At 66.4% G+C, this 18,334-nt stretch carries 12 protein-coding genes and 2 rRNA genes (1 of these 14 only partly in view); 7 read left to right on the forward strand and 7 right to left on the reverse strand.

Annotation, left to right across the window (positions count from 1 at the left end):
* Positions 1-1,627: ribosomal RNA gene (locus RZE79_RS00965) — 23S ribosomal RNA — on the forward strand; it begins 1,249 nt to the left of the window's first position.
* A gap of 128 nt (positions 1,628-1,755) precedes the next feature.
* Positions 1,756-1,868, forward strand: a 5S ribosomal RNA gene (rrf, locus tag RZE79_RS00970).
* Positions 1,869-2,031: 163 nt separating this feature from the next.
* Here the strand turns inward: rrf and RZE79_RS00975 are convergent.
* From RZE79_RS00975 to RZE79_RS00990, 4 genes are all read right to left on the reverse strand, one after another.
* The gene (locus RZE79_RS00975) at positions 2,032-2,436 is read right to left on the reverse strand and encodes a hypothetical protein (RefSeq protein WP_319358575.1); all 405 of its coding nucleotides are present in this window, start codon (positions 2,434-2,436) and stop codon (positions 2,032-2,034) included.
* A 47-nt stretch (positions 2,437-2,483) separates the two neighbouring features.
* Positions 2,484-4,355 (reverse strand): phosphoenolpyruvate carboxykinase (GTP), encoded by a 1,872-nt coding sequence (locus RZE79_RS00980; protein WP_319358576.1) that lies wholly within the window; start codon positions 4,353-4,355, stop codon positions 2,484-2,486.
* 150 nt (positions 4,356-4,505) lie between these two features.
* Positions 4,506-4,658, reverse strand: coding sequence for a hypothetical protein (locus RZE79_RS00985; protein ID WP_194274037.1), 153 nt, complete (start codon positions 4,656-4,658; stop codon positions 4,506-4,508).
* Between the two features lie 121 nt (positions 4,659-4,779).
* On the reverse strand, positions 4,780-5,979 hold the full coding sequence (locus RZE79_RS00990; RefSeq protein ID WP_307696570.1) for a threonine ammonia-lyase: 1,200 nt from the start codon (positions 5,977-5,979) through the stop codon (positions 4,780-4,782).
* Between the two features lie 116 nt (positions 5,980-6,095).
* On the opposite strand from RZE79_RS00990, the gene RZE79_RS00995 reads away from it, so the two are divergent.
* The 4 genes from RZE79_RS00995 to xylB all read left to right on the forward strand — a co-directional run bounded on the left by RZE79_RS00995 (position 6,096) and on the right by xylB (position 13,025).
* A complete protein-coding gene (locus RZE79_RS00995) occupies positions 6,096-8,420 on the forward strand; it encodes an AAA family ATPase (RefSeq protein ID WP_319358577.1) in 2,325 nt (774 codons plus the stop codon).
* A 79-nt stretch (positions 8,421-8,499) separates the two neighbouring features.
* Complete coding sequence (locus tag RZE79_RS01000) at positions 8,500-10,119, forward strand: S41 family peptidase (protein WP_319358578.1); 1,620 nt, start codon at positions 8,500-8,502, stop codon at positions 10,117-10,119.
* A 190-nt stretch (positions 10,120-10,309) separates the two neighbouring features.
* The gene (locus RZE79_RS01005) at positions 10,310-11,485 is read left to right on the forward strand and encodes a nucleoside hydrolase (RefSeq protein ID WP_319358579.1); all 1,176 of its coding nucleotides are present in this window, start codon (positions 10,310-10,312) and stop codon (positions 11,483-11,485) included.
* A gap of 70 nt (positions 11,486-11,555) precedes the next feature.
* Positions 11,556-13,025 (forward strand): xylulokinase, encoded by a 1,470-nt coding sequence (gene xylB, locus RZE79_RS01010; RefSeq protein ID WP_319358580.1) that lies wholly within the window; start codon positions 11,556-11,558, stop codon positions 13,023-13,025.
* A gap of 16 nt (positions 13,026-13,041) precedes the next feature.
* Here xylB and RZE79_RS01015 read toward each other — a convergent pair whose 3' ends face one another.
* Together RZE79_RS01015 and RZE79_RS01020 are read right to left on the reverse strand one after the other, a co-directional pair.
* Entirely contained in the window at positions 13,042-14,010 is a 969-nt protein-coding gene (locus RZE79_RS01015; protein WP_373696523.1) for a tripartite tricarboxylate transporter substrate binding protein BugE, read from the reverse strand.
* Between the two features lie 52 nt (positions 14,011-14,062).
* Positions 14,063-15,295 carry an alpha-hydroxy acid oxidase gene (locus RZE79_RS01020; RefSeq protein ID WP_319358581.1) on the reverse strand — a complete coding sequence of 411 codons (1,233 nt, stop codon included), beginning with the start codon at positions 15,293-15,295 and terminating at the stop codon, positions 14,063-14,065.
* A 120-nt stretch (positions 15,296-15,415) separates the two neighbouring features.
* Here RZE79_RS01020 and RZE79_RS01025 point away from each other — a divergent pair, with 120 nt between their 5' ends.
* On the forward strand, positions 15,416-16,318 hold the full coding sequence (locus RZE79_RS01025; RefSeq protein WP_319358582.1) for a LysR family transcriptional regulator: 903 nt from the start codon (positions 15,416-15,418) through the stop codon (positions 16,316-16,318).
* 10 nt (positions 16,319-16,328) lie between these two features.
* Here the strand turns inward: RZE79_RS01025 and recQ are convergent, their stop codons facing one another.
* Complete coding sequence (gene recQ, locus RZE79_RS01030; RefSeq protein WP_319358583.1) at positions 16,329-18,239, reverse strand: DNA helicase RecQ; 1,911 nt, start codon at positions 18,237-18,239, stop codon at positions 16,329-16,331.
* Positions 18,240-18,334 lie beyond the last annotated feature (95 nt).

Below are 18,334 nucleotides of genomic sequence, written 5' to 3' on the forward strand. Positions count from 1 at the left end.
CATGAGTAGCGTTAAAGGGGGTGAAAAGCCCCCTCGCCGTAAGCGCAAGGTTTTCTACGCAACGTTCATCGGCGTAGAGTGAGTCGGCCCCTAAGGCGAGGCAGAGATGCGTAGCTGATGGGAAACAGGTCAATATTCCTGTACCGATTGTTAGTGCGATGTGGGGACGGATCTTAATAGGTCATCCAGTTATTGGATTATTCTGGTTTAGTTGGATGTAGGCGTGCATTAGGCAAATCCGGTGCACATATACCGAGGCCAACGATCGAGCGGACTTGTCCGTGAAGTGACTGAACGAGGTTCCAGGAAAAGCCACTAAGCTTCAGCTAACAACGACCGTACCGCAAACCGACACTGGTGCGCGAGATGAGTATTCTAAGGCGCTTGAGAGAACTCAGGAGAAGGAACTCGGCAAATTGACACCGTAACTTCGGAAGAAGGTGTGCCCTATTAGTGTGTAGTGAACAACGAAGCATGAATGGGTTGCAAAAAATCGGTGGCTGCGACTGTTTATTAAAAACACAGCACTCTGCAAACACGAAAGTGGACGTATAGGGTGTGACGCCTGCCCGGTGCTGGAAGATTAAATGATGGGGTGCAAGCTCTTGATTGAAGTCCCAGTAAACGGCGGCCGTAACTATAACGGTCCTAAGGTAGCGAAATTCCTTGTCGGGTAAGTTCCGACCTGCACGAATGGCGTAACGATGGCCACACTGTCTCCTCCTGAGACTCAGCGAAGTTGAAATGTTTGTGATGATGCAATCTCCCCGCGGAAAGACGGAAAGACCCCATGAACCTTTACTGTAGCTTTGTATTGGACTTTGAACAGATCTGTGTAGGATAGGTGGGAGGCTTTGAAGCAGGGTCGCTAGATCTTGTGGAGCCAACGTTGAAATACCACCCTGGTGTGTTTGAGGTTCTAACCTAGGTCCATTATCTGGATCGGGGACAGTGCATGGTAGGCAGTTTGACTGGGGCGGTCTCCTCCCAAAGCGTAACGGAGGAGTTCGAAGGTACGCTAGTTACGGTCGGACATCGTGACGATAGTGCAATGGCATAAGCGTGCTTAACTGCGAGACTGACAAGTCGAGCAGATGCGAAAGCAGGACATAGTGATCCGGTGGTTCTGTATGGAAGGGCCATCGCTCAACGGATAAAAGGTACTCTGGGGATAACAGGCTGATACCGCCCAAGAGTTCATATCGACGGCGGTGTTTGGCACCTCGATGTCGGCTCATCTCATCCTGGGGCTGTAGCCGGTCCCAAGGGTATGGCTGTTCGCCATTTAAAGAGGTACGTGAGCTGGGTTTAAAACGTCGTGAGACAGTTTGGTCCCTATCTTCCGTGGGCGCTGCAGATTTGAGGAAGCCTGCTCCTAGTACGAGAGGACCGGAGTGGACACACCTCTGGTGTATCGGTTGTCACGCCAGTGGCATTGCCGAGTAGCTAAGTGTGGAAGAGATAACCGCTGAAAGCATCTAAGCGGGAAACTCGTTTCAAGATGAGATCTGCCGGGGCCTTGAGCCCCCTAAAGAGTCGTTCAAGACCAGGACGTTGATAGGTCAGGTGTGGAAGCGCAGTAATGCGTTAAGCTAACTGATACTAATTGCTCGTGCGGCTTGACCCTATAACTTTGATCAATCTGATCAAGGTGTTATGCCAAGTTGACGCATTCAAAATAATTCGCCAAAAGCTGATTCCAAACTCTATGAATTCGTCTGATTGATCGTGTGATCAATCGGACAACCCTTTATGCCTGATGACCATAGCGAGTTGGTACCACTCCTTCCCATCCCGAACAGGACAGTGAAACGACTCAGCGCCAATGATAGTGCGGGTTCCCGTGTGAAAGTAGGTCATCGTCAGGCTCTTACAGCCCAGAAAACCCCAGTCAGCAATGACTGGGGTTTTTTGCTTTGCGCGACGCAAAGACAAAGAACACGCAAAGCACGAGCAAGCGAATAGTCGGACAAAGAAAAAGCGCCCACTCGAAAGAGATGGCGCTTTTTTATTGCAGCAAACAACCGCCAATCAGGCGTTGCGGACCCCAAGAGCATCGGATTGTGCTGCGCCAGCCGCAATCAGCTCTGCCAACAGATCCTCAGTCAGGGCTGCCAGCGTCTCACCAGCAAAGAATCGAGCCCGAAGCCGCTCGAAAAACAGCGTCCCACCAACCCAATCAGCCCAATCCGCTCGCGACACCGCATGCAGCTCCAGCAACTTGAACTTCATCAACACCTTCATCGCATGACGCGCGTGCTTCACCGGGTCTCGCTGCAAGCCAGCTAAACGCCGGCGCGCAGTTTGCAAAGCTCGGTCGACGTCGCCAAAGACTCCTCCATGGCCCGGAATCACATGCAAAGGCGTCAATTGATCGCCGCCCCAGACGAAAAAGCCCGATGAGATGAACTCACCGGGCTTTCCATGGACTCCCAAGGCACCTGCTTCGCAGGCTGCGTGAGCTGCCTGCGAGAAGAGCGTACTCAGGCAGCCAACCGCTGCTCAATCGCAGCCTTCGTCTCCGGCAATTCCTTCGGCAGATGATGCGCCAGCTGCTGGAACAACTCCGTGTGCAGCTTCAGCTCGGCCTGCCAGGCCGCCTTGTCGATGCTCGTGACCGTTGCGAACTGCTCGGCGCTGAACTCCAGGCCGGTCCAGTTCAGGTCTTCATAGCGCGGGCTCACTCCGGTGATGTGTTCCACACCTTCCGTTGCCTTGCCTTCCACGCGATCGATCATCCACTTCAGCACGCGCATGTTCTCGCCGTAGCCAGGCCAGACGAACTTGCCGTCGGCACCCTTGCGGAACCAGTTGGTGGTGTAGATCTTCGGCAGCTGGGCGCCCGAGGCTTCCAGTTTCTTGCCCAGGTCGAGCCAGTGCTGGAAGTAGTCGCTCATGTTGTAGCCCATGAAGGGCAGCATTGCGAACGGGTCGCGGCGCACCACGCCCTGCTGGCCGGCGGCCGCAGCGGTGGTTTCGGAGCCCATCGTCGCGGCCATGTAGACGCCTTCGACCCAGTTGCGGGCTTCGGTGACCAGCGGCACGGTCGTCGAGCGGCGGCCGCCGAAGATGAAGGCGTCGATCTTCACGCCCTTCGGGTCGTCCCAGGCATCGTCGAGCGCAGGGTTGTTGATGGCGGCCACGGTGAAGCGTGCGTTCGGGTGGGCGGCCTTGGCGCCGGTTTCCTTGGCGATCTGCGGCGTCCAGTCCTTGCCTTGCCAGTCGATCAGGTGCGCCGGCAGCGCCTTGCCTGGCGTGTCCTGCTCCATGCCTTCCCACCACACGTCGCCGTCGTCGGTCAGCGCGACGTTGGTGAAGATCACGCCGTCGTCCAGGCTGCGCATGCAGTTCGGGTTGGTCAGCATGTTGGTGCCCGGCGCCACGCCGAAGTAGCCGGCCTCGGGGTTGATGGCGCGGAGCGTGCCGTCGGCCTGCGGCTTGATCCAGGCGATGTCGTCGCCGATGGTCGTGACCTTCCAGCCATCAAAGCCCGCCGGCGGCACCAACATCGAGAAATTCGTCTTCCCGCAGGCGCTGGGGAATGCCGCCGCCACGTGGTACTTCTTGCCTTCGGGATTGGTCACACCCAGGATCAGCATGTGCTCGGCCAACCAGCCTTCGTCGCGGCCCATGTTCGAGGCGATGCGCAGGGCAAAACACTTCTTGCCCAGCAGCGCGTTACCGCCGTAGCCCGAGCCATAGCTCCAGATCTCGCGCGTTTCAGGGTAATGAACGATGTACTTGGTGGTGTTGCAGGGCCAGGACACGTCCTTCTGGCCGGCCTCGAGGGGCGCGCCCACGGTGTGAACGCACGGCACGAACTCACCGTCGACGCCCAGCACCTCGTACACGGCCTGGCCCATGCGGGTCATGATGCGCATGTTGACGGCCACGTAGGGGCTGTCGGACAGCTCGATGCCGATGTGTGCAATGGGTGAGCCCAGCGGGCCCATGCTGAAGGGCACCACGTACATGGTGCGGCCCTTCATGCAGCCGTCGAACAGGGGCTGCAACGTGGCGCGCATTTCGGCCGGGGCCATCCAGTTGTTGGTGGGGCCGGCGTTTTCCTTCTGCGCGGAGCAGATGAAGGTGCGGTCTTCGACGCGTGCCACGTCGCTCGGATCGGACATCGCGAGGAACGAGCCCGGGCGCTTGGCGGGGTTCAGCTTCTTGAAGGTACCGGCGTCGACCAGTTGCTGGCAGAGGCGGTCGTATTCTTCCTTGCTGCCATCGCACCAGTGGATGGCCTCGGGTTTGCACAGCGCGGCCATGTCGGCCACCCAGGCGATCAGCTTGGCGTTCTTGACGTATGAGGGCGCCTGAATGGTGAGGCCCTTCATCGTGGGTGCGTTCATCGGAAATCTCCTAAGTTGAAAAATCGTCTTTCCGAACGGGGCGCCGCGCCTGACCAGGCACGGAGGTCCGTTTGAGAAAACGTTTCGCTTTGGGAGATTGCGTCAACGCGGGCCGCACAGCCCGCGGACAAAAGCGCGAAGACCTGTCAGTCAGGCCAGATAGACGGCGATGGACGCCAGCAGCAGCATCAGCACGCCGCCGGCCAGCGGCAGCACGAGCGGCATCAGGTGAACGACCGATTCGACGGCGTCATGTTCAGCGGCGGCGGCGTGGCCGGGCTCGACGGGAGTGGGTTGGGACATCGGGAAATACCTCGAATACGCAAATGACAAACCGTCAAATGCTGTCAACAGCAAATGACCAAACTCCCGCCATTTTACCGGCGAGGCGCCGCCCGCGGGTCTAGGGGGTTGCGAGGAGCCCTCAATGCTGCTCCACCGCTTCGAAACCGGCGTCCTTCAGGGCGCTCAACACGCTCGCCAGATGGGCCCGGCCGCGCGTCTGCAGCACCAGCTCGACATCGACATTCTGCGCCGCCAGCATGGTGAAGGCACGCTGATGGTGCACTTCGTCGACGTTAGCGCCCGCTTCGGCCACAGTGGCCGTGATCTGGGCCAGCGAGCCTGGCACATCGCGCGCACTGACGCGCACCCGGGCCAGCCGTCCAGCGCGCACCATGCCGCGTTCGATGATGGCCGCGAGCAGCAGCGGATCGATGTTGCCGCCCGACAGCACCAGGCCCACGCGCTTGCCGCGAAAGCGCTCGGGATGGCGGATCAGCGCCGCGAGGCCCGCCGCACCGGCTCCTTCGACGAGGGTCTTTTCGATCTCCAGCAGCATCAGCACGCCTTGCTCGATGTCGCCTTCGTCCACCAGCAGCAGGTCGTCCACCTTGGCGGCGATGATTTCTTGCGTCAGCACACCGGGTGTGCCGACGGCGATGCCTTCGGCGATCGTGCTCGTGCCCTGTGCGTGGTGCGTGCCCTTGACGGCATTCACCATCGCCGGAAAGCGCTGCGTCTGCACGCCGACGATCTCGATGCCGGGTTTGATCTCGCGTGCCGCGACGGCCATGCCGGCGATGAGACCACCGCCGCCGACCGCCACCACGAGCGTGTCGAGGTCGGGCACCGCATCGAGCATCTCGAGCGCGATCGTGCCTTGGCCGGCAATGATGGCTTCGTCGTCGTAGGGATGCACGAAGGTCAGGCCTTCGCGCTCGGCCAGCGCCAGTGCATGCGCGCGCGCCGCGTCCAGCGTGTCGCCGTGCAGCACCACCTCGGCGCCGAAGCCGCGTGTGCGTTCGATCTTCACGCCGGGCGTGAAGCGCGGCATCACGATGAGTGCGCGCAGGCCCAGCCGCTGTGCGTGATAGGCCACACCCTGCGCATGGTTGCCGGCCGACATGGCGATCACGCCGCGCGTGCCGCCTTCCGACAGATCGACGAGCTTGTTGCACGCGCCGCGTTCCTTGAACGAGGACGTGAACTGCAGGTTCTCGAACTTCAGGAACACCTGCGCGCCCACGATTTCAGAGAGCGTGCGCGACTCCACGCAGGGCGTATTGAGCACCTGGCCCTGCAGGCGCGCCGCGGCGCGACGGATAGCTTCGATTCCGACCATGGCGCGCATTGTGGCGGGAATCCAGCGGATCAGGGTTTTTACTCTTTCGGCGTCTTCCCGAAGCCAAAAGTCTGCGTTATGGTCGCTCCAAGTATTTCCTCCCAGGAGGTTGCCTGATGGTCAAGCGTACGGGTGTCGATGTGGTGGCTGCTGCGGTGCGCGGGCAGGCCTTGCCTTCGCCCGGCCTCAAGGAAGCGCCGGTGCTCGAGCTCATGTGCTCGCACTTCGTGCTCACGCTCGCGGCCAAGCAGGGCCCGCGCTTCAATGTGCGGCGCGATATCAACGGATTGCTCTCGCTCACCGGGCGCCACCTCGTGTGGCCCGCTGCGGTACTGCAACGATTGCGCGAGTTCCTCGGCCGTCGCTGCGCGGGCAACGAAGCGTGGAAAGGCGTCGAAGATTTCGACGGTCGCACGCTGCTCGAACGTCACGGCGTCTGGCGCGGTCCGTATGAAGAGGGCACGCTGTTCTTCTACCTCGACGAGTACGCCAAAGACCAGCCCAAAGACCTGCTCTCGGTGCTCGCCGTCACGCGCGACTGGCTCACGCACGCGCTGCGCAAGCAGTCGACGCTGGTTGAGAAGAACATCGACGCGCTCGCAGGCCTGCTGCAACTCAACAAGGCCGAACGCGCGCTGCTGCTGTACGGCACGCTCGCGCGCTACCAGCGCGACCTGCGCTCGCTGCTGGTCGAGTTCAAGGTCAACAACGCGCCCGAGGCCTATGCCGCCATCGCCGACATCGCGGGCGTCAACGCGAGCGAGGTGGGCGAGGCATTGCGCGCGGGCTCGCGCCTCGAGCGCATCGGCCTCGTCGAGAACCTCATCTCCGAGCACAACATCACCGACCTCGCCGACCTCATGAAGGTCAGTGAGAAGCTGCCACCCGTGCTCATGCGCGAATACCGCGACCACAACGAACTGATGGCCGTGTTCACGCGGCCTTCGGCCAAGAGCGCGCTCACGCCGCACGATTTTTCGTTCGTCGAGGAAGACGCGCAAATGCTCGTCACGCTGCTGCGTGCGGCAGTTGCGCGCAAGGAGCCCGGCGTCAACGTGCTGCTCTATGGCCCGCCTGGCACCGGCAAGACCGAGCTGGCCAAGGTGGTCGCGCAGGCCGCGGGCCTCGAACTCTTCGAGGTCGAGTACGCCGACCGCGACGGCAATTCGCTGAGCGGCCGCGACCGCTACCGCTCGCTGCAGATCGCGCAGGTGTTCCTCAAGGGCAGTGCGCAGGCGGCGCTGTTGTTCGACGAGGTCGAGGACGTGTTTCCGCCCATCAGCACCGAGGCCGCACAGTTCATGGCGCGCGCCGAGCAGATTCCCGCGCCCGCCAGCGGCAGCGTGAGCGGCAAGGCCTGGGTCAACCAGATCCTCGAGGCCAACCCCGTGCCCACGCTGTGGGTCACCAACCGCATCGAACAGATCGATCCGGCCTTCCGCCGCCGTTTCGCCTACCACCTGGAGCTCAAGTCGCCGCCGCCCGGTGCGCGCGAGCAGCTCGTGAAGAAGACGCTCGAAGGCGTGGTCGTGTCCGAGGCCTTCACGGCCAAGCTGGCCGAGCGCAAGGGCCTCACGCCCGCGCAGATCCGCACCGCCGTGCGCTTTGCCGGCCTCGCGAAGACCGACGAAGCGTCGGTCGAGGCCCTCATCGAGCGCCAGCTGCGCAACGCCGACCTCGCACTCGGCACGCTCGACAAGAGCCCGGCCGAGCGCCGCAGCGTCACCACCTACGACCTGGACATGCTCCATGTCGAAACCCGCTTCGAAATCCCGCGCATCGTCGAGGCGCTGAAGGCGCGCGGCCATGGCACGCTGTGCTTCTACGGCGCGCCGGGCACCGGCAAGACCGCGCTGGCCGAGCACATCGCCAAGGCCGTGGGCCGCCCGCTCATCGTCAAGCAGGCCAGCGACCTCATGAGCAAGTACGTCGGCGAGACCGAGCAGAACATGGCCGCCATGTTCAAGGAGGCCGAATCCGAGAAGGCCGTGCTGCTGCTCGACGAGGCCGACTCGTTCCTGCAGGATCGGCGCGGCGCGCAGCGCACCTACGAGGTCACCGAGGTCAACGAGATGCTGCAGGGCATGGAGCGCTTTCGCGGCGTGTTTGTCTGCACCACCAACCTGCTTGACCGGCTCGACCAGGCGGCGCTGCGGCGCTTCACCTTCAAGATCAAGTTCATGCCGCTCACCGCGGCGCAGCGCGAGCGCATGTTCGTCACCGAGGCGCTCGCGGGCGACGCGGCCCTGCTCACCGGCGAGGTGCGCGCGCGCCTGGCGCAGCTGTCGCAGCTGTGCCCCGGCGACTTCGCGGCCGTGAAGCGGCAGACCGACATCCTCGCGGCCGAGTTCTCGGCCGCGGAGTTTCTCGAGCAGCTCGAAGCCGAGCATCGGATCAAGCCCGAGGTGCGCGAATCGCGCGGCATGGGCTTCATCCAGTAGCGGGCCGGCGTCCGGCACCCGCACCCCGAGCAAGACAAAAATCAGGACTGTCCGCCACCACGGACGCGAGGAGGAACCGATGGTCTTTCGCAATGCAGATGCGTCGCGGCGCTCGCGAGCCGTGGCCGCCGTCGCCGGTGCGATGGCGCTTGCGCTCGTTGGCCTGCTGGCTGGGTGCGGCGGAGGAGGCGGGGGTGGCGGTGGCGGCGGTGGGTTCCCGATCGGCGTGGTGCCGCCGCCCACCCCCGGGGGCGGCGGTGACAGCGACGCCATCGTCGCGTCCTCGACCGTCGCCGGCCAGTGCGCCGCGCCGCGCCCGGGCATCAATCCCGAGACAGGCCGCGCCTACCCCGACGTCGTCGGCACCGTCGACAACGAAAAGAGCTGGGTGCGCGGCTGGATCGACGAAACCTACCTTTGGTACAACGAGGTGCCCACCACGCTCAAGGCGTCCGACTACGCCACGCCGCAGACCTGGTTCGACGTGCTCAAGACACCGGCCACCACGCCGTCGGGCCGGGCCAAGGACCGCTTTCACTTCACCAACAACACCGAGGCGTTCCGCCTGCAGTCCGAAGGCGGCGTGTCGGCCGGCTACGGCATGGAGATGGCGACCGTGCGCAGTTCGGTGCCGCGCAACATCCGCATCGCCTTCGTCGAGCCGGGCTCGCCGGCCGCGGCGGCCGGCCTGGCGCGTGGGGCCAAGCTGGTCGTCGTCGACGGCATCGACGTGGTGTCCGCCCCCGACAGCGACAGAGATTTCATCTTCCGCACGCTCTCGCCGCGGGCGCTCGGCGAAAAGCACACCTTCACCTTCGAGGTGGACGGCACGCGCGGCAGTCCCATCGAGCTCACGGCCCAGCGCATCACGAGCACGCCGGTGCAGTTCACGCGCACCATCGGGCCGGCCGGCAACCGCGTGGGCTACCTGCTGTTCAACGACCACATCACGACCGCCGAGGCGCAGCTCGTCGAGGCCGTCAACACGCTCAAGCAGGACGGCGGCATCCAGGACCTCGTGATCGACATGCGCTACAACGGCGGCGGCCAGCTGCGCATCGCCAGCCGGCTGGCCTACATGGTGGCCGGACCGGGCCCGACGAACGGCAAGACCTTCGAGCTGCTGACCTTCAACGACAAGAACCCGTACCGCACCACGCTCGCGGACAACCTCACGCCCTTCTTCACGACCACCCGCACCGGGCAGCCGCTGCCCACGTTGAACCTGTCGCGCGTCACGCTGTTGACCAGCGGCGGCACGTGCTCCGCCAGCGAGTCGGTCATCAACAGCCTGCGCGGCGTGGGCGTCACGGTCAACCTCGTGGGCACCACCACCTGCGGCAAGCCCTACGGCTTTGTGCCGCAGGACAACTGCGGCACGACCTACTTCGCGGTCAACTTCAAGGGCGTGAACCAGGCCGGCTTCGGCGACTACGGCGACGGTTTCGCGCCCCATGCCGGCTGCGTCGTGTCCGACGACTTCAGCCACCCGTTGGGCGACCCCGCCGAACGCCGGCTGGCCGCGGCGCTGCGGCTGCGCGACACCGGGTCGTGCGCGGCGCCGACCGCGTCCGCCAAGGCTGCGGACACCCCGGGCCTGGAGAAGGGCGACACGCCGGTGGACGACGAGCCCGCCCTGCTTCCCCGCTCGCCGCTGCGCGAGAACCGCCTGATCGACCGCGTGCCAGCCCCCGTCTGATGGCGGGCTGACGTCGCCGCGCGAGGCCGGCCCCGGCCTCGCGGAAAACCCCTAGCCGCACCCCATTGCCACGCCCGTGGCCTGCCATTTAGAGTTTGGCAAACGTTTGCGCAAACCTTTGCGCAAACGTTTTCAATCTCCGGCGCTCCTCTGAAAACCGGACTGAAAACCAAACACCTAGGAGAAACAGATGCGCAAATGGACAGTGACGACCTTCTGGCTCGTCGCCATGGCCGTGCTCACGGCATGTGGCGGGGGCGGCAACGGCGGCATCGGCCTGGCGCCCGGCTACGCGGCGGCGCCGGTGGCGCAGAAAGTCATCATCGACAGCGACTACAACACCATGAGCGACGACGGCCAGCTCGGCGTCATGGCCGCGCAGCTGCAGGCCGAGGGCAAGGTGCAGGTGATGGGCATCAGCGTCGTCTCGGGCAACCAGTGGCTCAAGCAGGGCGTGGCCGACGCGCTGATGTCGGTCGAGCGCCTGGGCGTGGACCAGCGCATCGGCGTCTACGTGGGCGAGAACTACGCGCTCAACCACAGCTTCGCCGACGTCGAGGCCGAAATGGCCGCCGGCGCGGGCGGCGACGGCTACCTGGGCGCCTGGAGCGGCCCCGAGCCCAAGACCGACGCCGACCTCAAGCCCTCGCCCGACGGCTTTGCCACGCGCACCGTGGTGCAGCGCAAGAGCGCGGTCGATTTCATCATCGACACCGTCAAGGCCAATCCGAACGAGATCACGATCCTGGCCATCGGCCCGCTCACCAACATCGCGCTGGCCGCGAAGAAGAGCCCCGAGATCGTGCCGCTGATCAAGAAAATCATCTACATGGGCGGCGCCGTCGACGTGCCCGGCAACACCACCCATTTCGCCGAGTTCAACTGGTGGTTCGACCCCGAGGCCGCGCAGTTCGTGGTGCGCCTGCCGATCCCGCAGGTGGTGGTCCCGCTGGACGTGACCGACACCGTGCTTCTCACCAAGCCCGTCTACGACCGCATCGCGCACCCGGCCAGGCCGACGGCCGTGACCGAGGTGTTCCGCAAGCTCAACGGCTACGGCTTCAGCGGCACCAACGGCTTCGAGAACAACCCGAACTACACGCAGAACATCTGGGACACGCTGGTGCTGGCCTACCTCATCGATCCGCGCTACGCCACGCAGACCGTCGAGCGTTATGTCGACGTGGTCGCCAAGCCCGGCGCCGCCGACAACGGCCGCTCCATCGGCTACACCGCGCCACCCGCCGGCGTGCCGCTGCAGAAGATGACGGTGGTGAAGAAGTTCGACAACGCGCGCTTCTTCGAGCTCTACGTCGACCTGCACACGCGCCCGGTGCCGATCACGCTGCCCGCAACCACGCCGTAAGCAACCTGCCGTCAGCCTGTGCGCCTGGCCGGAGCGCCGATACTCCGGCCCTCGAACAGGGAACACACGCATGCTGCTCGGCATCGATATCGGAACCTCCGCAGTCAAGATCGTCCTGACCGACATGCAGCTGCATGTCGCGGCCACGGTCGATCGACCGCTCAGCTCGCAGTACCCGCAGCCGCTGTGGTGCGAGCACGATCCCGACCAGTGGTGGGCCGCCGTGTCGGACGGCCTCGACGAGCTGGCGCGCACGCACCCGACCGCGATGGCCGGCGTGCAAGGCATCGGCCTCTCGGGCCAGATGCACTCGCTGGTGCTGCTCGACGAGGCCGACCGCCCCGTGCGCCCCGCGATCTTGTGGAACGACGGCCGCGCCGCCGCCGAGGCCGCCGATCTCATGCAGACCGACCTCGCCCTGCGCCGCGCCGTCGGCGTGCAGCCGATGGCCGGCTTCACCGGCCCCAAGCTGCGCTGGCTGCGCACCCACGAGCCGGAGGCCGTGGCGCGCGCCCGCTCGCTGCTGCTGACCAAGGACTACGTGCGCCTGCAGCTGTCGGGCGAGAAGGTGACCGACGTCACCGACGCGGCCGGCACCTGGCTGTTCGACCAGGCGCAGCGCCGCTGGTCGCCGCAAGCGCTCGCCGCCTGCGGGGTCGATCCCGCCTGGCTGCCGCGCGTGGTCGAGTCGTGCGAACCCTGCGCCACCGTGCGCGATGCATGGGCCGCGCGCTGGGGCTTGCCGCGCGGCGTGCCGATTGCCGGCGGTGCGGGCGATGCCGCGGCGGGTGGCGTCGGCATCGGCGTGGTCGGGCCGGGCGACGGCTTCGTGTCGCTCGGCACCTCGGCGCAGATCCTCGTGGCCGACACCGCGCACCGCCCTGACCCCGAGCGGCTGGTGCATGCCTTCTGCCACGCGCTGCCGCAGCGCTGGTACCGCATGGCCGCGCTGCTCAATGGCGCGAGCCCGCTCGCGGCGTTGGCGTCGTGCACCGGCGGTGCATCGGTCGGCGAGTTGCTGGCCGAGGTCGAGGCCGCGTACACCGGGCCGTCGCGCCTGCTCGCGCTGCCTTACCTGTTCGGCGAACGCACGCCGCACAACAACCCGTTCGCGCGCGGCGCGATCGTCGGGCTGTCGGGCGCCACCACGCGTGCCGATTTGATGCAGGCGGTCTGCGAAGGCATCGCCTTCTCGCTCGCCGATGGGCTGGAAGCGCTGGGCGCCCAGACGGCGCGGCCCGAGCGCCTGGCGCTGATCGGCGGCGGCGCGCGCTCCGCCTTCCTGGCGCAGCTGATTGCCTCGGTGCTCGATGTGCCGCTGGTGCTGTACGAGTCCGCCGACCGCGGCCCGGCCTTCGGCGCGGCGCGGCTCGCGCGGCTGGCGGTCACGGGCGAAGACCCGGTGGGTGTCGTCGTCGCGCCCGCCGTGCGCCAGGTGCTCGCGCCTGACGCCGCCTTGCACGCGGCCTACCAGCCGCGGCTCGAAGCCTTCCGCACGCTCTACCGCGCGATGGCGCCGGTCTGGGCGTCGGTGGCCTGAAGAGGCATTCGCCGGTTCAGTCCGGCGTGAGCCCGGCGGTGTCCACCACCTTCTTGTACACGTCGAACTCGGCGGCGATCTGCTGCGTGAATTCCTGCGGCGTGTTGCCGACGACGAAGGAGCCGGTGTCCTGGATGCGCTTGCGCACCGCGGGATCTTCGAGCGACTTGCGCGCCGCCGCGTGCACCTTGTCCACCACATCCTTGGACAGGCCCTTGGGGCCCACGATGCCGTAGTACGCCATGCGGTTCACCGGTGCGAGCCCGACCTCCTTGAAGGTCGGCACGTCGGGCAGGTCCTTCAGGCGCTCGGACGCCGCCACGACGATCGGGATCAGCCGGCGGTCCTTGATGAACGGCAGCGCCGACGGCAGGTTGTCGAAGATCATCGCGACCTGGCCCGCGACGGTGTCGTTGAGCGCCGGGCCCGACCCCCGGTAGGGAATGTGCGTGACCGACGCGCCGGCCATGCCCTTGTACAGCTCCATCTGCAGATGGCCGATGCTGCCCGTGCCTGCGGTGGCATAGGCGTACTTGCCGGGGTTCTTCTTCAGCACCTCGATGAAGCCCTTGTAGTCCCGGGCCGGAAAGCTGGGATGGACCGCAATGACATTCGGCGTGGCCGCCAGATTGATGATGGGCGTGAAGTCGGTCTTGGGGTTGTAGGGCACCTTGGGGTTGATGGCCGGGTTGGCCGCCGTCGTGGACACGGTGCCGATGCCCAGCGCATAGCCGTCGGGCGTGGCGCGCGCGGTCTCGGCGGCACCGATCGCGCCGCCCGCGCCCGACTTGTTCTCGACGATGACGCTCTGCCCCAAATGCCTGCCCAGGGGCTCGGAAATGACGCGCGCAATGAGGTCCGTCGTGCCGCCCGGCGCGAACGGCACCTGCAGCTTGACGGGCTTGTAGGGGTAGCCCTGCGCGTGGGCGGGCACGGTCGCCGCCAGCAGGCAGGCGAGGGCGAACAGGGTGGGGTTTTTCGGCAAGGTGTCTTCCTCCTCTTTGATTGATGGAATGGGTGAGATGAGGGGGCGCAGCTCAGGGCCGCCGCGGCATCAGGCAGCTCGCGTCGAGCTCGCCCGGGTCGTTGACGCCGAGCATCGCCATGTTCCGGTCGACCTCGTCCCGCAGCAGCCGGATCGCGTGCGTGACGCCCGCGTGGCCGCCCACGGCGGCGGCGTACATGAACGGGCGGCCCGCGAACACGGCCTTGGCGCCCAGCGCCAGCGCCTTCAGCACGTCGCTGCCGCGGCGCACGCCGCCGTCGACCATCACGGGCAGCTCGCCCGCGGCGTCCAGCACCTGCGGCAGCGCGCGCAGCGCCGGTGCGGCGCCGTCGAGCTGCCGGCCGCCGTGGTTGGAGACGATGAGCCCATCGGCGCCGAGCTGGCGCGCGCGCCGTGCATCGGCCGGATGAAGAATGCCCTTCAGGATCAGCGGCCCGCGCCACTGCTGGCGGATGCGGACGATGTGGTCCCAGTGGATGTGGTCGCGGCCGGTCGTGTCGCGGATCGCGGTGCTCGAGAAAAGAGGCGCGCCCCGCGTGGCGAACGAGTTCTCGAAGTGCGGCATGCCCTGCGTCACGAAGGTCCGCGCGAGCGTGCCGAGCAGCCAGCGGGGCCGCACGAGGCCGTCCCATGCCAGCCGCAGGCTGGGTCGCAGCGGCGTCGTGAAGCCGGCACGCACGTTGTTTTCGCGGTTCGCCCAGACGGGGATGTCGACCGTGACGACCAGGTGGCGAAAGCCCGCGCCGGCGATGCGCGCCACCAGGCCGTCGACGCGCGCCGCATCGCCCGGCAGGTAGGCCTGGAACCACGTGCCGGGCGCGGCCTGGGCCACTTCTTCCATCGGAATGAGCGAGGTGCCGCTCATGATTGCGGGAATGCCGGCCGCCTGCGCCGCCTGCGCGAGCACCAGGTCGCCGCGGTAGGCCGACAGCGCGCTGATGCCGACCGGCGCGATCCCGAAGGGCGACGCGTAGCGCTGGCCGAACAGCGTGACCTCCTGCGAGCGCCGGGAGACATCGACCAGCACCCGGGGCAGGAAGTCGTGCGCGTCGAACGCGGCGCGGTTGGCGTCCAGCGAGCGGTTGTCCTCCGCCGCACCGGCGATGTAGCCGAACAGCGGGCGCGGCAGCCGGCGCCTGGCTGCGTGCTCGAAGTCCTGCAGCGACAGGATGCCGGCCAGGCGCCGCGGCGTCACGGCAGCAGCCGCCGGGGCTTGTGCCGGCGCGGGGCGCGGGGCATCGAAGGCACGCGAGAAAACAGTCATGTCCGCCATCCAGTCAGTCGTTCGGTCCGCGCGGACTGTAGGCGTGCAGAAGGTTTTGAAAAAGCGAACTTATGGTAATTTGTCATTTCGCTTTTTTCGAAATGACAGAGGGGACAGCGCATGACGCTGAAGCAACTGGAGGCCTTCTACTGGGCCGCGACCTGCGCCAGCTTTGCGCTTGCGGCGCAGCGGCTGCATCTGTCGACCTCCTCGCTGTCCAAGCGCCTGGCCGAGCTGGAGGTGTCGCTCGGCGCGCCGCTGTTCGATCGCGCCGGGCAGCGGGCCACGCTCACGGACGCGGGCGAGCGCTTCCTGCCGCGCGCCGCCGCTTTGCTGCTGGCGGCCGACGAAACGAAGCGGTCGATCGGCGCATCCGCCAGCCTCGGTGGCCGTTGCACCTTCGGCATTGGCGAGCTGAGCGCGCTGACCTGGCTGCCCCAGCTCGTCGCGCACGTGGGTCGGCATCTGCCCGACCTGCGCCTGGAGCCGCACGTCAACTTCGGCTCGGCGCTGGACGAACGCCTTCGCAACGGCGAGCTCGACTGCGCGGTGATCGCCGGGCGCTCACCGCACCACGGGCTGATCTCGTCGCACACCGTCGGCCAGGCGCATTTCGTGTGGGTGGCCGCGCCCGCGCTCGTGGGCAAAAGCACGACCCTCGGCGCGTCGCTGCTCGCGCAACATCCCATCGTGACGCAGCCCCCCGGCGCCGGCACCAGCCGCCTGCTCGACGAATGGCTCATGGCCGAGAACCTCGAGGCGCCGCACCGTCTCAGCTGCAACAGCTGGGGCGCGGTCGCGGGCCTGCTGATCGAGGGGATCGGTGTCGGGTTTTTGCCGGAAGGCTGGGCGCGCCTGCTGTCGCGCCGCGGCGACCTGCGCATCCTGAAGACCCGCCAGGCCTTGCCCGCGCTGACCTACACCTTCCAGAAGCGCAGCAACGACGAGCGCCATCTGCTGACGGCCATGCGCGCTGCGGTGCTCGCGTCCATCGATTTCTCGAAGGCCGCGCGGCTGCTCTAGCGGGAGGTTGCTAGAAGGCTTCGCAGACGCGAAGCACTTCGGCGCCGTAAGCCTCGAGCTTCTTCGTGCCGATGCCGCTGATGCCCTGCAGGTCTTCGAGCGTCGCGGGTGCGCGCTCGGCAATGGCGGCCAGCGTGGCGTCGTGAAAGATCACGTAGGCCGGCAGGTTGTGTTCCTTCGCCACCTCGGCGCGCCAGGCCTTGAGCGCCTCGAAGCGCTTCTTGCCGGTGTCGTCGAGCGAGGCCGCCGCCGGCGACGGTGCGCCCTTGGCGACCTTCTCGCGCCGGGGCTTGCGCTCGGCCGGTGACGACACCGACTCGCGCAGCGACACCGTGGCCTCGCCCTTGAGCACTGCGCGCGAGCCTTCGGTGAGCTTCAGCGTGTTGAACGCCTCGGCGTCCACCGCCAGCGCGCCCGTGGCGATCAGCTGGCGCAGCACGCCGCGCAGCGCCACCTCGCTGAACTCCGCGCCGATGCCGAAGGTGCTGATGCGCTCGTGCCCGAACTGCTTGACCTTCTCGGTCGCCTTGCCGCGCAGGATGTCCATGATGTGGCCCGCGCCGAAGCTGATGCCGCTCTGCTGCTGCACGCGGTAGATGGTGCTCAGCAGCTTGCGCGCGGCATCGGTGCCGTCCCACACCTGCGGCGGGTTCAGGCAGTTGTCGCAGTTGCCGCAGGGCGTGCTCTGCTCGCCGAAGTAGCCCAGCAGGCGCACGCGGCGGCAGTCGCTGGCTTCGGCCAGTGAGAGCAGGGCGTCGAGCTTGCCGCGCATCACCTGCTTGAACTCTTCGCCGGCCGGGCTCTCGTCGATCATGCGGCGCTGGTTCACCACATCGTTCAGACCGTAGGCCATCCAGGCGTCGGCGGGTGCGCCGTCGCGGCCCGCGCGGCCGGTTTCCTGGTAGTAGCCCTCGATGTTCTTGGGCATGTCGACGTGGCCGACGAAGCGCACGTCGGGCTTGTCGATGCCCATGCCGAAGGCGATGGTCGCGACCATCACGATGCCTTCTTCGCGCAGGAAACGGTCCTGGTGCTTCTGGCGCACCGCCGCATCGAGGCCCGCGTGGTACGGCAGGGCGTTGATGCCCGCGCCCTGCAGCGTCGTCGCGAGGTCTTCCACGCGCTTGCGCGACTGGCAATAGACCACGCCCGCATCGCCCTCGTGCTCGCGCTCGATGAAACGCAGCAGCTGCGTGGTGGCGTCTTTCTTCTCGACGATGGTGTAGCGGATGTTCGGCCGGTCGAAGCTGGAGACGAACTGGCGCGCCTGCTCGAGCTGCAGCCGCTCGACGATGTCGGCGCGCGTGAGGTCGTCGGCCGTGGCCGTGAGCGCGATGCGCGGCACGCCCGGGTAGCGCTCGTGCAGCACGGTGAGCGCGCGGTACTCGGGGCGGAAGTCGTGGCCCCACTGGCTCACGCAATGCGCCTCGTCGATGGCGAACAGCGAGAGCTTGCCGCGCTCGTCCAGCGAATCGAGCTGCGACAAGAAGCGCGGCGTGTTCACGCGCTCGGGCGCCGCGTACAGCAGCGTGATCTCGCCGCGCAGCATGCGGCGCTCCACGTCCTGCGTCTGTTCCCAGTCGAGCGTCGAATTCAGGAAGGCCGCGTTCACGCCCGCTTCGTGCAGCGCGCCCACCTGGTCGTGCATCAGCGCGATGAGCGGCGACACCACCACCGACACGCCGCGCCCCGCGCGCTGCCGCGCGATGGCCGGGATCTGATAGCACAGCGACTTGCCGCCGCCCGTGGGCATGAGCACCAGCGCGTCGCCGCCGCCCACCACGTGCTCCACGATGTCCTGCTGGGCCCCGCGGAACCGGGCGTAGCCGAACACGTCGTGAAGGATGTCGGCGGGGGCCGCGCTGCCGGAGCTGCTGCCGTCGCTGGACGCGTCGAAGGGGCGGGGAGCGAGGGAAGACACAGGCGGGGTGCGAAGGGCGGGAGAGGGGGAGAAAAGGGCCGGAGCCGGGGCGGACGCCGATTGTCCCCCAGCGGCCCCGATCTGACTGTGGCACG

The organism is Variovorax sp. EBFNA2 (assembly GCF_033802765.1).
In the GTDB taxonomy this organism is placed as follows: domain Bacteria; phylum Pseudomonadota; class Gammaproteobacteria; order Burkholderiales; family Burkholderiaceae_C; genus Variovorax; species Variovorax paradoxus_H.

What these genes read in the sequence shown, in the direction of transcription:
- RZE79_RS00985 (WP_194274037.1), bottom strand. Translation starts at nt 4,658, where the DNA reads ATGTCCCAACCCACTCCCGTCGAGCCCGGCCACGCCGCCGCCGCTGAA.
- xylB (WP_319358580.1), top strand. Translation starts at nt 11,556, where the DNA reads ATGCTGCTCGGCATCGATATCGGAACCTCCGCAGTCAAGATCGTCCTG.
- RZE79_RS01005 (WP_319358579.1), top strand. Translation starts at nt 10,310, where the DNA reads ATGCGCAAATGGACAGTGACGACCTTCTGGCTCGTCGCCATGGCCGTG.
- RZE79_RS00990 (WP_307696570.1), bottom strand. Translation starts at nt 5,979, where the DNA reads ATGGTCGGAATCGAAGCTATCCGTCGCGCCGCGGCGCGCCTGCAGGGC.
- RZE79_RS01000 (WP_319358578.1), top strand. Translation starts at nt 8,500, where the DNA reads ATGGTCTTTCGCAATGCAGATGCGTCGCGGCGCTCGCGAGCCGTGGCC.
- RZE79_RS01020 (WP_319358581.1), bottom strand. Translation starts at nt 15,295, where the DNA reads ATGACTGTTTTCTCGCGTGCCTTCGATGCCCCGCGCCCCGCGCCGGCA.
- RZE79_RS00995 (WP_319358577.1), top strand. Translation starts at nt 6,096, where the DNA reads ATGGTCAAGCGTACGGGTGTCGATGTGGTGGCTGCTGCGGTGCGCGGG.
- RZE79_RS00980 (WP_319358576.1), bottom strand. Translation starts at nt 4,355, where the DNA reads ATGAACGCACCCACGATGAAGGGCCTCACCATTCAGGCGCCCTCATAC.
- RZE79_RS01025 (WP_319358582.1), top strand. Translation starts at nt 15,416, where the DNA reads ATGACGCTGAAGCAACTGGAGGCCTTCTACTGGGCCGCGACCTGCGCC.